The organism is Marivivens aquimaris, from assembly GCF_015220045.1.
Classification (GTDB): domain Bacteria; phylum Pseudomonadota; class Alphaproteobacteria; order Rhodobacterales; family Rhodobacteraceae; genus Marivivens; species Marivivens aquimaris.
The window spans coordinates 2126456-2139364 of the sequence record NZ_JADBGB010000001.1 but is presented as its reverse complement, the minus strand read 5'-3'; the positions used below and the strand labels follow the sequence as shown (position 1 = coordinate 2139364).

General features: G+C 60.1%; 13 protein-coding genes. 7 read left to right on the top strand and 6 right to left on the bottom strand.

What is annotated here, in order from left to right; genetic code table 11:
• The first annotated feature begins 5 nt into the window (after positions 1 to 5).
• A complete protein-coding gene (locus tag IF204_RS10575; protein ID WP_194096842.1) occupies positions 6 to 581 on the top strand; it encodes a F0F1 ATP synthase subunit B in 576 nt (191 codons plus the stop codon).
• Positions 582 to 638: 57 nt separating this feature from the next.
• Here IF204_RS10575 and IF204_RS10570 read toward each other — a convergent pair whose 3' ends face one another.
• Both IF204_RS10570 and IF204_RS10565 read right to left on the bottom strand, forming a co-directional pair.
• Positions 639 to 1406, bottom strand: a complete 768-nt coding sequence (locus IF204_RS10570) for a FadR/GntR family transcriptional regulator (protein WP_194096841.1) — start codon at positions 1404 to 1406, stop codon at positions 639 to 641.
• Between the two features lie 108 nt (positions 1407 to 1514).
• A complete protein-coding gene (locus tag IF204_RS10565; protein WP_167635855.1) occupies positions 1515 to 2174 on the bottom strand; it encodes an OmpA family protein in 660 nt (219 codons plus the stop codon).
• Between the two features lie 225 nt (positions 2175 to 2399).
• Here IF204_RS10565 and nth point away from each other — a divergent pair, with 225 nt between their 5' ends.
• Positions 2400 to 3044, top strand: a complete 645-nt coding sequence (gene nth, locus IF204_RS10560) for an endonuclease III (RefSeq protein ID WP_194098203.1) — start codon at positions 2400 to 2402, stop codon at positions 3042 to 3044.
• On the top strand, positions 3041 to 4027 hold the full coding sequence (locus IF204_RS10555) for an adenosine kinase (RefSeq protein ID WP_194096838.1): 987 nt from the start codon (positions 3041 to 3043) through the stop codon (positions 4025 to 4027). Before nth ends, IF204_RS10555 begins: the two co-directional genes overlap by 4 nt.
• A gap of 33 nt (positions 4028 to 4060) precedes the next feature.
• On the opposite strand, the gene IF204_RS10550 is transcribed toward IF204_RS10555, so the two are convergent.
• A complete protein-coding gene (locus IF204_RS10550) occupies positions 4061 to 4879 on the bottom strand; it encodes a sulfotransferase family protein (RefSeq protein WP_194096836.1) in 819 nt (272 codons plus the stop codon).
• 148 nt (positions 4880 to 5027) lie between these two features.
• Between IF204_RS10550 and IF204_RS10545 the strand changes: the two genes are divergently transcribed.
• Positions 5028 to 6605 (top strand): DUF5928 domain-containing protein, encoded by a 1578-nt coding sequence (locus tag IF204_RS10545; RefSeq protein WP_194096834.1) that lies wholly within the window; start codon positions 5028 to 5030, stop codon positions 6603 to 6605.
• A gap of 8 nt (positions 6606 to 6613) precedes the next feature.
• Positions 6614 to 6976 (top strand): histidine triad nucleotide-binding protein, encoded by a 363-nt coding sequence (locus tag IF204_RS10540; RefSeq protein WP_194096832.1) that lies wholly within the window; start codon positions 6614 to 6616, stop codon positions 6974 to 6976.
• A gap of 81 nt (positions 6977 to 7057) precedes the next feature.
• On the opposite strand, the gene IF204_RS10535 is transcribed toward IF204_RS10540, so the two are convergent.
• The gene (locus IF204_RS10535; RefSeq protein ID WP_194096830.1) at positions 7058 to 7990 is read right to left on the bottom strand and encodes an ABC transporter ATP-binding protein; all 933 of its coding nucleotides are present in this window, start codon (positions 7988 to 7990) and stop codon (positions 7058 to 7060) included.
• 93 nt (positions 7991 to 8083) lie between these two features.
• On the opposite strand from IF204_RS10535, the gene IF204_RS10530 reads away from it, so the two are divergent.
• Together IF204_RS10530 and polA are read left to right on the top strand one after the other, a co-directional pair.
• Positions 8084 to 8266, top strand: coding sequence for a zinc-finger domain-containing protein (locus IF204_RS10530; RefSeq protein WP_167635862.1), 183 nt, complete (start codon positions 8084 to 8086; stop codon positions 8264 to 8266).
• A gap of 167 nt (positions 8267 to 8433) precedes the next feature.
• Entirely contained in the window at positions 8434 to 11241 is a 2808-nt protein-coding gene (gene polA, locus IF204_RS10525) for a DNA polymerase I (RefSeq protein ID WP_194096828.1), read from the top strand.
• Positions 11242 to 11510: 269 nt separating this feature from the next.
• On the opposite strand, the gene IF204_RS10520 is transcribed toward polA, so the two are convergent.
• The gene (locus IF204_RS10520) at positions 11511 to 11978 is read right to left on the bottom strand and encodes an Hsp20 family protein (RefSeq protein WP_194096826.1); all 468 of its coding nucleotides are present in this window, start codon (positions 11976 to 11978) and stop codon (positions 11511 to 11513) included.
• A gap of 125 nt (positions 11979 to 12103) precedes the next feature.
• Entirely contained in the window at positions 12104 to 12901 is a 798-nt protein-coding gene (locus tag IF204_RS10515) for a trypsin-like serine peptidase (protein ID WP_194096824.1), read from the bottom strand.
• Positions 12902 to 12909: the final 8 nt, after the last annotated feature.

The window sequence follows — 12909 nt, the reverse complement described above, 5'->3', positions numbered from 1 at the left end:
GGACCATGAAAAAGATCCTGATCCCCGCCGTTCTCGCTGTGACTGCACAGCCGGCTTTTGCTTCGACGAAGAACGTGTTCTCGGGTGAGTTCTACTCGCTGCACAACACGGACTTCATCGTGCTTCTGGCGTTCCTGCTGTTCGTAGGCGTTCTGGTTTATCTGAAGGTTCCGGGTAAAGTCGGCGAAATGCTCGACAACCGCGCGGACACCATCAAGTCCGAACTGGAAGAAGCCCGCGCACTGCGTGAGGAAGCACAGAGCCTGCTGGCCTCTTACGAGCGCAAGCAGAAAGAAGTGCAAGAGCAGGCCGACCGCATCGTCGCCGATGCCAAAGCCGAAGCTGAAGCTGCTGCAGAGCAGGCCAAAGCGGATATCGCCACGTCGGTTGCACGCCGTCTGGCTTCCGCTGAAGAGCAGATCAACGCTGCTCAGGCTTCCGCAGTGAAAGAAGTGCGCGACAGCGCAATCAACGTTGCTGTCAAGGCTGCCCGCGAAGTTATCGCCAAGCAGATGACCGCCGCCGAGGCCAACAAGCTGATCGACGATTCGATCAAGACTGTTGACGCCAAGCTGCACTAAACGCTTCTAAAGCTTTTAAGCGCCCTGCCTGAGAGATCAGGCGGGGCGTTTTTCGTTTCAGCGGTTGAGTTCGTGTTCGTAGCGCTTGCGGGCGATGGCCTCGTTGCGATCGGCCTTCTGCTGGTCCTCAAGCGCCTGCTGCACGAAATCGAGGTGCTGGGCCACAGCGGCGCGTGCACCTTCGGGGTCACGCTTCTGGAGAGCGTCGTTGATGGCGCGGTGCTGTTCAAGGAGTTCGCTGCGTGTTGTGCGCTGCTTGAACATGATCTGGCGGTTATAGAACACGCCCTCACGCAGCAGTTGGTACATGGAACGCATCATGTGGAGCATGATGACGTTGTGGCTCGCCTCGATGATCGCGAGGTGGAAATCGGCATCCAGCTGCGCTTCGTCCGTCGCGTTGCGCTTGGGGTGGGCGGCTTCCATCTTCTTGAAGATCGCGTCGATGACCTTGAGGTCCGTGTCGGAGCCGAGACGCGCGGCGCGCTCTGCAGCCAGCCCCTCCATATCGCGGCGGAAGGCGATGTAGTCGAAGACGGCCTCTTCGTGGGTGGAGAACAGCGTCACCAGTGCCTTGGAAAAGGCGGACCCCAGCACATCGGCCACGAAGACACCTGCACCGGCTTTGCTGACCAGCAGGCCGCGCTCTTGCAGGTCAGAGAGGGCTTCGCGCAGGGAAGGGCGGGACACACCGAGGCGGTCGGAGAGTTCACGTTCGGAGGGCAGACGCTCGCCGGGACGCAAGATGCCCCGCAGAATAAGGCCCTCGACCTGACGGACGACTTCCTGTGACAGCTTTTCCTGCGTGATTTTCTCGAACGGCATGATGGTCTCCGGTTTGGTCAGAATATATGACCAGGCCGCCTGTCGCACAATCCAACAAAAAAGGGGCCGCCCGAAGGCAGCCCCAATGATCGTTAATCGGAGATCCGCTTAGCCGTTCGGCGTGATGACGATCTCTACGCGACGGTTCTGAGCGCGGCCAGCTGCGGTCAGGTTGTCTGCGACCGGCTGGTCTTCGCCGCGGCCGATGACGTTGAGACGCGAAGCCGAGACGCCAGCGTTGATCAGAACCGACGAAACGGCCTGAGCGCGGCGCTGCGAGAGGTCCATGTTGTAAGCGGCACTACCGGTGTTGTCGGTGTGGCCAACGACGTTCACGGTGGTGTTCGGGTAGTTGTTGATCGAACGAGCAACGGTGTAGAGGTCGCCCTGGAGCGCGCCGGTCAGCGAAGCGCTGTCGGTTGCGAACAGGATGTCCTGCGGCATGGTGACGACCAGCTGGCTGCCGGTGTTCACGAGGCCAACGTTGTTGCCGAGCTGCTGACGCAGTTCTGCTTCCTGACGGTCCAGAGCAGCACCGCCGACCGCACCGAGGCCAGCGCCGACAGCTGCGCCCAGAACGGCGTTACGGGTGTTTTCGCGAGCGCTGTCGCCCTGCTTCGAACCGATGAGAGCGCCGATGCCTGCACCTACGAGAGCGCCGGTCTGAGCGTTACGGTTCGGGTTGTCCGGCGAGGTCATTTCGGTACAGGCCGAGAGACCGATCACTGCGGCTGCTGCGAGGGCGAGCGAGGAACGAGCGAGAATCATAGTATAAAATCCGTTTTGTTTTGCGCATGTCAGCGCGTTGCTGCGGTATTCATGCGGCAAGCGCTTCTGATATCCAATAACGAGATGAAAGGCGGCAAAGTTCCGCCATTCTGGCAGATAGTCCATACTTTGGTGCAAAGCAGATATCCGATAACAGCGGTGCCTTCCGCGCTTCGCGGGCATCTTTCCTTGCCTGATCAGGCAGGTACGGGCATACCTCACCCCATGGTCAAGCAGCTCGATTATCACACGATCAACGAAATTTTTTCTCGCTTCGAAGCGGCGGAAGCCGAACCGAAGGGGGAGCTGGAGCATGTGAACGCGTTCACGCTGGTCGTTGCGGTGGCTTTGTCGGCCCAAGCGACGGACGCGGGCGTGAACAAGGCGACGCGCGAGCTGTTCAAGATTGCCGATACGCCGCAGAAGATGCTCGACCTCGGCGAAGAGGGCGTGACCGAGCACATCAAGACCATCGGGCTGTTCCGCCAGAAGGCCAAGAACGTCATTAAATTGTCCCGCATCCTCGTTGATGAATACGGCGGACAGGTTCCTGCCAGCCGCGCGGCACTGCAATCGCTGCCTGGGGTGGGACGGAAGACAGCGAACGTGGTGCTGAATATGTGGTTCAAGCACCCCGCGCAGGCGGTGGACACGCATATCTTTCGCGTCGGCAATCGCACGGGAATCGCGGTGGGCAAAAACGTGGACGCAGTCGAGCGCGCGATCGAAGACCACATCCCCGCACATTTCCAGCAGCACGCTCACCACTGGCTAATTCTGCACGGACGGTATACGTGCGTCGCCCGTAAACCCAAATGCGCGGCCTGTCTGATCCGCGACTTGTGTCAATTCGAGGACAAGAACCTATGAAGAAGTATCAGGTTGTCGGCATCGGCAACGCCATCGTCGATGTTATCGCCCATGCTGACGACAGCTTTCTGGAGCTGATGGACATCGAAAAAGGCATCATGCAGCTGGTCGAGCGCGAACGTGCCGAACTGCTCTATGCGTCGATGGAAGACCGCAAGCAGGCCGCTGGTGGTTCGGTCGCCAACACGCTGGCAGGTCTGGGCGCGCTGGGTGCGCGCACCGCGTTCGTGGGCCGCGTGCGTGACGATGCGCTTGGCCGTTTCTACGCCGACGCGATGGAGAAGGTGGGCACCGCTTTCGTGAACCCGCCGGTGGCTGGCGCTGAGCTGCCGACCTCTCGTTCGATGATCTTCGTCTCGCCCGATGGCGAGCGTTCGATGAACACCTACCTCGGCGTTTCGGCCGAACTGGGCACCGAGGACGTCGATCTAGCCGTGGCTGCGGACTCCGAGGCCGTGTTCCTCGAAGGTTACCTGTTCGACAAGGACAAGGGTAAGGAAGCTTTCACCGCGATGGCCCGCGCCTGTAGCGGAAACGGCGGCAAGGCAGGTATCGCGATTTCCGATCCGTTCTGCGTCGAGCGTCACCGCGCCGACTTCCTGAGCCTGATCGAAAACGAACTCGACTACGTCATCGGCAACGAAGACGAGATCAAGTCGCTGTTCGAAACCGACGATCTGGAAGAAGCCCTGAAGAAAACCGCCGAGATTTGCCCGCTGGTGGCCTGCACCCGTTCTGGCGACGGTGTGACCATCATTGCAAACGGCGAACGCACCGACGTGCCCGTCGAAAAGATCGTGCCTGTGGATGCGACGGGCGCGGGCGACGGTTTCGCCGCTGGCTTCATCTATGGCATGGTCACTGGCCGCGACATGGAGACCTGCGGACGTATGGGCTGCCTCGTGGCGGGGCAGGTGATCCGTCAGGTCGGGCCGCGTGCCGAAACGGACCTCAAGGCGCTTTTCGCCGAGAACAACCTCTAAACAGAAAAGCCGGCGGAGACGCCGGCTTTTTCGTTAGTCGCCCAGTTTGGCATGAACCTCGTCGAGGTCGATCTCTCCGATCGGCATCTTGTTCGACGGGTTTTCGAAATCGTATTTGAAGAGCTGGAAGTCCTTCTTGTAGATTTCGTAGACCAGATGCATCGAAAGATCGTCGAAGTAATCCTCGACCGGATGCAGACGCTTGGGTCCGTGGCCTTCGCTTTCGTTGAAGCGCGGGATGTTGTTCAGGTCGATGGGATGCGGCGTTTCGATGTTGTCGAGGACGCTCTGCATTCCTTCGTTGAATTTCTCGGTCCAGAAGATGTTATCGTAGCGCCCGCCGTTCACGATGAACGTGGCGATGTGGCCCGACATGGCCGACCAGTGGATATCGGGGTCCATGGGGCGCTTGAAACGGATGGTGTCGCGCGCGAACAGCAGGAAGCGGCGGAACGACTGGATCTGGTCGAAGTCGAAGTTGTCCTCGGGCGAGCCGACCTGAATGCCGTACTTCTGCGTCAGTTGCGGCACAAGGTTGCCGCGATACCGGCGACCGTTGCGCTGGATGCCCGCGATCTTGTCAAAGAAAGACGACAGGATGCGCGTGTAGGGATTGCGCACGCAGCTGTAGGCATAGCTTTTGTGGGACTTCACGTTCTCCGTGATGGGCGCCTGACTCTCGTCTTGAGACCACTTGTGCAGACCCGAGGTGGAATCATGGATGTCGCCATCGAAAAAGCGGCCGTGGTCCGAATAGAACATGATCTGGCCGATGCTCGAACATGCACATTTGGGCACCACACGGTACACCATGCTCTCGCTCTCGGTCATCCATACGCCCGGAAATCCCATGCACGTCCCCTTTTGACACGACCTGTCACTTGTTTTGCGACAAGTCCGGATGTTATCGACATATCAATCAGTCGGTTCGTTGAATACAACGATTGGTGAGAATATCAAAGTATTCAGGACTATACAGCGGGCACTGACTGTTTCTTAGATGGCAAAAATCGCGTTCATACTTCTCTGCCACAAAGATCCTGACGCGATCATCCAGCAGGCTGAACAGCTGACTGCTGCAGGCGACTATATTTCGATCCATTTCGACGCCCGTGCGCCCAAGGCGTATTTCGATCGAATCCGCACGGAACTCGCCGATAATCCGAATGTCACATACGCGCGCAAACGCCTGAAATGCGGGTGGGGTGAGTGGAGCCTCGTTGCAGCGTCGCTCGAAGCGATCATCGCGGCAGAAGAGGCGTTCCCCCGTGCAACGCATTTCTACATGCTGTCGGGCGATTGCATGGCGACGAAATCGGCGCGGTATGCGCACAGCTTTCTTGATCGGCACGACTGCGACTTCGTGGAGAGTTTCGACTTCTTCAAGAGCGACTGGATCAAGACGGGCATGAAAGAAGAGCGCCTGATCTACCGTCACTGGTTCAACGAGCGAACCCAGAAGCGCCGGTTCTATTGGTCGTTCTGGTTGCAACGCCGTTTCGGTCTGACCCGCGAGATCCCGCACGATATCGACGTGCAGATCGGCAGCCAGTGGTGGTGTCTGCGCCGTCAGACAGTGGAAAAGATTCTCGAATTCACGCGGCAGCGGAAGGACGTGATGAAGTTCTTCGAGACCACGTGGATTCCTGATGAAACGTTTTTCCAGACGCTCGTGCGGCACCTCGTGCCTGCGAAGGAAATCGAGACACGCACGCTGACGTTCCTGATGTTCACGGACTACGGGATGCCGGTGACATTCTACAACGACCACTACGATCTGTTGTTGGCGCAGGACACGCTGTTCGCGCGCAAGATCAGCCCTGAAGCGAAAGAACTGAAGAAACGGCTCGGTAAGCTTTGGGCGTCGGAGCGGGATCATTTCGGCATCTCGAACGAGGGGCGCAAGCTGTTTGACTTTCTGACGGGCAGGGGCCGCGAGGGCCGCCGTTTCGCACCGCGCTTCTGGGAAACCGAGGCCAGCCTCGGGCCGGAGCGCGAGTTGCTGATTATTGCCTGCAAGAAGTGGCACGTCGCGAAGCGTCTGATCCAGTCGATCTCGGCCCGCACGGATTTGCCGACCGTGGCCTATCTGTTCAACGAGGAGAATACAGACCTGCCGGACCTTGGCGGTATTCAGGACAGCCTGTCCAAACGCCATCGCCACCGGCGTGCGCTGATGCGGATGCTGTTCGACTATCACCAGTCGGACCGGATGGTGGTGTGTATGGACACTTCCAGCCTCGATCTGATGCAGGACTTCGTCAACGACCGCGCCACCACGCGGATCATGGTCGTGCAGTGCCAGTTCTCTGACGACTACCTGCAAGGCCATGCACAACGCGTCGGTCTGGCGGGCGGCGAGACGCCTGCCGATGCGATGTCGCGCCTGCTTCCGTCCGTGCGCAATGACGTGCTCCATGAAGCGGAGCGCATCCGCGAGGCGCGGTTTACCCACTACTACACCATTAACGAAAGCGATCCGGTCGAAGCGAATGCTCGCGCGCTTGGCCAGTTTCTGTCAGTCTCCGACGAGGAGGCGCGGCTGATCGCCGAAACCCCATACCTGTTCCACGACTGAGGCCCGACATGGCGTTCGATTACGATCCGCAGAATATCTTTGCCCGCATCCTGCGCGGCGAGATCCCGAACAAGACTGTTTACGAAAACGACCACGCGCTGGCGTTCGAAGACATCGCGCCTCAAGCGCCGGTCCATGTGCTGGTGATCCCGAAGGGGCCGTACATGTCGCTGGACCATTTCGCGATGGAAGCGAGTGCTGAAGAGCAGGTCGGGTTTATGCAGGCGGTCGCCGAGGTGTGCAAACAGATCAACGCCGAGGACGGTTTCCGCGCCATTGCCAACACCCGCGACCATGGCGGTCAGGAAGTGCCGCATTATCACCTGCACATTCTTGCAGGACAGCCGCTGGGCAAGATGCTGGCGATCTGATCCGCCCGCGCGTTGCGCGAGCGGTGCCTCCGGCGGAGGTATTTTTATCAGAATGAAGAGAGGGCGCGGTTTTCTGCGCCCTTATTTATTGGAGGTGAGGGCGAGGAAGACGTCTTCGAGGTCGGCTTCTTCGGTTTTCACGTCCGCGATGCGGATGCCAGCGTTGTGGACCACGGCGAGGACTTCTTCGGCGGAGGTTTCGCGCGGTTTGTAGGTGAAGGCGAGACTGCCGTCTTTGCGCGTTGCGGCGGTGAGGCCTGCGGGCAGGTCGGGGATCGCGGTCTCAACGGCGGGCGTGATCACCATGGTTTTGCTGTCGAGGCGGCCGAGCAGATTGGCGGTAGTGTCGCGGGTGATCAGCTGCCCATGGTTGATGATCGCGATCTCGTCACACATTTCCTGCGCTTCTTCGAGGTAGTGCGTGGTGAGGATGATCGTCATGCCTTGCTCTTCGTTCAGGCGGCGGACGTTGGCCCAGAGCATGTTGCGCAGTTCGATGTCGACGCCAGCGGTCGGCTCGTCAAGGACGAGGATCTGCGGGGTGTGGACCAGCGCTTTGCCTAGCAAGAGGCGGCGGCGCATACCGCCCGAGAGTGAGCGCGCGTAGGCTTCGGCTTTGTCGGTGAGGCCGATGAGCTCGAGGATTTCCTTGGTGCGGCGCTGCGATTTCGGCACGCCGTAGAGGCCCGCTTGTACTTCGAGGCTGCCGCGCGGAGTGAAAAACGGATCGAGATTCGGCTCTTGCGGCATGATGCCGATGGCGGCGCGGGACTGGCGTGGGTTCTTGTCCTGATCGAAGCCCCAGATATTCACGCGGCCACCGGTTTTGTTCACGAGGCCAGCGAGGATGTTGATGATCGTCGATTTGCCTGCGCCGTTCGGGCCGAGAAGGCCGAAGATCGAGCCGCGCGGGATGTTGAGATCGATTCCCTTCAGCGCTTCTTTGGCTTCGGTGCGGGGCGTGGCCGCATAAGTCTTGCGCAGACCTTCGATCTCGATGGCGTTTTCCGTCATAGTACTTTCCCGCTTGCCCATGCTTGGGCTTGATATAACCTTGTTCCCGATCTAAAGCGGGCCAAGTCCCGCGACAACCATATAGGCCAAGTGATGACCATTGCAGCACCCGAAACCAAGATCGTCGACACGTACAAGATCGCCTGTGACGGTGGCGAAGGTGCTCTGGGCCATCCGCGCGTCTGGCTGACGATCCCGCACGAAGAGGGCTTCGTCGAGTGCCCGTACTGCGATTGCCGTTACGAGATCAGCGACAACCCTTCGCACGACCACTGATTTTCTAGGTCTGACCGGAATGGTTTGAGGCGCGGCTGGGCAACTGGCCGTGCTTTTGTGTGTCTGCATGTTCGGCTTGAGCCTGCCGATGCAGAACAAAACGCGACTGGAAGGATGCGGCGGAACGTGACACAACCTCTCTGACTAAAAACGGGGAAGGAAACGGAATGAGCGGTTTCGGTAAAGGTTGTCACCTCCATCTCATCGACGGATCGGCGTTCATCTTTCGCGCCTACCACGCGCTTCCCCCGCTGACCCGTAAATCCGATGGCCTGCCTGTGGGCGCGGTGAGCGGCTTTGTGAACATGCTCCAGCGTTATGTCGAAGGGAATACCGGCCCCGATGCAGCGACCCACGTGGCGGTCATTTTCGACCATTCGGGTGATTCCTTCCGCAACGCGATCTACGACCAGTACAAAGCGCACCGTCCGCCTGCGCCCGAGGATCTGAAGCCCCAGTTCCCGCTGACCCGCGAGGCAACCCGCGCGTTCAACATCGCCTGCCACGAGATCGAAGGCTATGAGGCCGACGATATCATCGCGACTCTGTCCTGCCGTGCGCGCGAGGCTGGCGGCCGTGTGACCATCGTGTCGTCGGACAAGGACCTGATGCAACTCGTCGGTGACGGTGTCGAAATGCTCGACCCGATGAAGAACAAGCGCATTGACCGCGAAGGCGTCGAGGAAAAATTCGGCGTCGGGCCGGAGCGCGTTGTGGACGTGCAGGCGCTGGCTGGCGACTCTGTCGATAACGTGCCGGGCGCGCCTGGCATCGGTATCAAGACCGCCGCCCTTCTCATCAACGAATACGGCGATCTGGAAACGCTTCTCGACCGCGCAGAAGAGATCAAACAGCCCAAGCGTCGCCAGACCCTGATCGAATTCCGCGAGCAGATCGAAATCTCGAAAAAGCTGGTGCAGCTCGATTGCGATATGGAGCTGGATTTCACCATCGAAGAGCTGGAGATCCGCGATCCTGAGCCGGAAAAGCTGCTCGGTTTCCTTGCCGAGATGGAATTCCGCACGATCACCAAGCGTATCGCCGACAAGCTGGGCGTCGATGCACCTACCGTTGCCGAAGTGACCCCCGATAGTCCCGACGCCGCGCCCGCGGATGCGCCCGAGGCACTGCCGTTCAATCCCGACGACTACGAATGCGTCAGTGATGTCGAGGCTCTGAAGGGCTGGATCGCGCAGGCCTATGAGCGCGGCTATGTCGCCTTCGATACCGAGACGACGTCGCTCAATGAAATGCAGGCTGAACTGGTCGGCGTGTCGCTTTGCGTTGAGGCTGGCAAGGCGTGCTACGTCCCGCTCGGCCACCGTGCCTCGGCCACCGACGACCTGTTCGGCGGCGATGCACGCGCCGAAGGGCAGATCGATCTGAACGAGGCGCTGGGCCTTTTAAAGCCGATGTTGGAGGACGAAAGCGTTCTTAAGATCGGCCAGAACATGAAGTACGACAGCAAGGTGCTGAGCCGCTACGGCATCACGCTCGGCCCGATCGACGACACCATGCTGATGTCCTATGCGCTGTTCGCGGGCATCCATAACCACGGCATGGACACGCTGGCCGAGCGTTACCTCGACCATACGCCGATCCCGATCAAATCGCTGCTCGGATCGGGCAAGTCGATGATCACCTTCGACCGCGTTCCCGTGGCCGATGCGGTGAAGTACGCCGCAGAGGACGCCGACATCACCCTGCGCCTGTGGGAGCGGTTCAAACCGCAGCTTCACCAGCAGAAAGTGACGACGGTCTACGAGACGCTCGAACGTCCGCTGGTGCCTGTGCTGGAGCGCATGGAAATGCGCGGTGTCAAAGTCGACCGCGACACGCTCAGCCGTATGTCCAATGCCTTCGCGCAGAAAATGGCGCAGCTCGAGGACGAAATCCAGAAGGCCGCTGGCCGCGATTTCAACGTCGGCTCGCCGAAACAGCTTGGCGAGGTGCTGTTCGACGACCTGAGCCTGCCTGGCGGTAAGAAGGGCAAGAACGGAGCCTATTCGACCGGCGCCGATATCCTCGAAGACCTCGCGACCGAACACGAATTGCCGCGACTGGTCCTCGACTGGCGTCAGCTGTCGAAGCTGAAATCGACCTACACAGACGCACTGCAAAACCACATCGATCCTGAAACGGGCCGCGTTCACACATCCTACATGCAGACGGGAGCGAACACAGGACGTCTGTCGTCAACCGACCCGAACCTGCAAAACATCCCCGTCCGCAGCGAAGAAGGCCGCCGCATCCGAGAGGCCTTCGTTGCCGAACCCGGCAACGTGATCGTCTCGCTCGACTACAGCCAGATCGAACTGCGCATCCTCGCGCACGTGGCGGGTATCGACACGCTGAAACAGGCGTTCCGCGACGGTCAGGACATTCACGCGCTGACGGCGTCCGAGATGTTCGACGTTCCGCTGGAAGAGATGACTTCGGACATTCGCCGTCAGGCAAAAGCGATCAACTTCGGCGTCATATACGGCATCTCGGGCTTCGGCCTCGCGCGCAACCTGCGCATCCCCCGTGCCGAAGCGCAGGGCTTCATCGACCGCTATTTCGAGCGCTTCCCCGGCATCCGCGCCTACATGGACGAGACGGTGAAGTTCGCAAAAGACCACGGCTACGTGCAGACGCTGTTCGGTCGCAAAATCCATACGCCCGAGATTAACGCCAAGGGCCCGACGGCAGGCTTTGCCAAACGCGCTGCGATCAATGCCCCGATCCAAGGCACCGCTGCTGACATCATCCGCCGCGCGATGGTGCGCATGGAGGACGCGATTGAGGGGCTGCCCGCGAAGATGCTGCTTCAAGTCCACGATGAACTCATCTTTGAGGTCCAAGAGGGTGCAGAAGGCAAACTGATCGAAAAAGCCCGCGCCGCCATGGAGGGCGCCGCCGACCCTGCTGTGAAGCTCGACGTTAAATTGAGCGTGGATGCCGGCGTTGGTAGCAACTGGGCGCAGGCTCACTGAATTCGGGCGGGTGGGGGCTCTGCCCCCGCGGCTCCGCCGCTCCCCCGGGATATTTCTGGCACAAAGGCAAAAAGCCCGGCGCGGATTTTCTCCGTGCCGGGCTTTGGCTTTCGCCTTCGTGCGCGGTCATCGGCGTCCCCGCCTGTACCGCACGAGTTAACTTGGGAGGAACTCGTTAATATCTCCCTAAGGCCTGCCTTTGTGCGGCAAATATCCTCGGGGGTGAATTGGCCGGAGGCCAAGAGGGGGCAGACAGCCCCCTCGCGCCATCAGTTGACGGTCTGGGCGTCGACCAGTTCTTTCTGAGTCGAGGCACCTTTGCCGATCTCGATACGGCGCGGTTTGAGCGCTTCGGGTACTTCGCGGACGAGGTCGATATGCAGCATACCGTTTTCGTGGGTCGCACCAACAGCGCGGACGTGATCGGCGATATGGAAACGGCGCTCGAATGCGCGGGTGGCGATGCCGCGGTGCAGGTAAGTGCGCGGGGTTTCGTCTTCGGCTTTCTTGCCGGTCACTAGAAGAGCGTTCTCGCGAACTTCGACAGTCAGGTCTTCATCGGTGAAGCCTGCAACGGCCAGCGAAATGCGCCAGCTTTGCTCGTCGGTCTTTTCGATATTGTACGGGGGGTAGGTCTGCGCGCTTGCGTCGTTGGTCAGGACGCGGTCCATCATCTCGGCCATTTGGTCAAAGCCGACGGTGGCACGGTAAAGCGGTGCAAGATCAAAGGTTCGCATGGGTTATCCTCCATTGAGCGACAACTTCTTTGGCCTTCCGACATGGACAGGCCTGAAATCCGGAACCCTCTGTGGGCGTTCCGTTTTATTGAAGTGGGGAGGGTCTGGCGGCGTTTCAAGACCCTTTACGGGCGGATGAATTTCGCGCCAGTGTCGTTACGTTCGCCGGGGGTAATGACGCGCGGGCGGGCGCTGTCGACAGTGGTTCCGTCGAAGGCTGCGAGGAGTTCTTGCAGGGGCCGTCCAAGGGATGTTCCGAGTGAAACGGCGTTGCCCTTGAGCTCTGACATGGCGGAGACCACGGACACAATCTTTGCGCCATCTGATGCGATGCGGAAAACAGGGGAGCCGGAGGCACCGAAGTTCACTTCGCAGGACATAATCAGGATGTCTTCTTGCGAGCCGACCACGCGGCAGACGTCTTGCAGCGACGGAGCCTCTTCGCGTCCGCGGGCGTATGACACCACGCCGATCTCTTCGTTCTGCATCGCGTCGGATGCGACAGCGTAGGGCCGGATGCGCGTGGTGCGGATGGGGAGTTCGAGTTGCAGAAGCGCCAGATCGCGGGCGACTTCGGTCGCCGTATCTCCGCTGTGGTAGACATAGCCAGGATGCACCACGACGCGGCGGACGTTGCGGTAGGCTTCGGCGCGGCCTTCGCGCAGGCCTGCGTTGAACGTGAAGCGGTCCGCTGCGACGGGCTCGCCCGTTCGGTCATAGACGCAATGGGCGGCTGTGAGGACGAGGTCTTCGCGGATGAGCGAGGCCGTGCAGAACCCTTTGCCTTCGATGTCGAGGCGGCCGACCGCTTCCCAGCCGCGGCTGTCCTGTCCGGTAGACAGGCGCATGAGACGTCCGTCCTGCGCCAATGACGATGTAGCAAAGAAGGCCAGCGCCACCGCCAGCCGTCCGAAGATTCGCATTGTGTTCT

Coding starts and splice junctions, on each gene's coding strand:
- polA (WP_194096828.1), top strand. CDS start 8,434: ATGAGCGGTTTCGGTAAAGGTTGTCACCTCCATCTCATCGACGGATCG.
- IF204_RS10520 (WP_194096826.1), bottom strand. CDS start 11,978: ATGCGAACCTTTGATCTTGCACCGCTTTACCGTGCCACCGTCGGCTTT.
- IF204_RS10550 (WP_194096836.1), bottom strand. CDS start 4,879: ATGGGATTTCCGGGCGTATGGATGACCGAGAGCGAGAGCATGGTGTAC.
- IF204_RS10530 (WP_167635862.1), top strand. CDS start 8,084: ATGACCATTGCAGCACCCGAAACCAAGATCGTCGACACGTACAAGATC.
- IF204_RS10535 (WP_194096830.1), bottom strand. CDS start 7,990: ATGACGGAAAACGCCATCGAGATCGAAGGTCTGCGCAAGACTTATGCG.
- IF204_RS10545 (WP_194096834.1), top strand. CDS start 5,028: ATGGCAAAAATCGCGTTCATACTTCTCTGCCACAAAGATCCTGACGCG.
- IF204_RS10540 (WP_194096832.1), top strand. CDS start 6,614: ATGGCGTTCGATTACGATCCGCAGAATATCTTTGCCCGCATCCTGCGC.
- IF204_RS10565 (WP_167635855.1), bottom strand. CDS start 2,174: ATGATTCTCGCTCGTTCCTCGCTCGCCCTCGCAGCAGCCGCAGTGATC.
- nth (WP_194098203.1), top strand. CDS start 2,400: ATGGTCAAGCAGCTCGATTATCACACGATCAACGAAATTTTTTCTCGC.
- IF204_RS10575 (WP_194096842.1), top strand. CDS start 6: ATGAAAAAGATCCTGATCCCCGCCGTTCTCGCTGTGACTGCACAGCCG.
- IF204_RS10570 (WP_194096841.1), bottom strand. CDS start 1,406: ATGCCGTTCGAGAAAATCACGCAGGAAAAGCTGTCACAGGAAGTCGTC.
- IF204_RS10555 (WP_194096838.1), top strand. CDS start 3,041: ATGAAGAAGTATCAGGTTGTCGGCATCGGCAACGCCATCGTCGATGTT.
- IF204_RS10515 (WP_194096824.1), bottom strand. CDS start 12,901: ATGCGAATCTTCGGACGGCTGGCGGTGGCGCTGGCCTTCTTTGCTACA.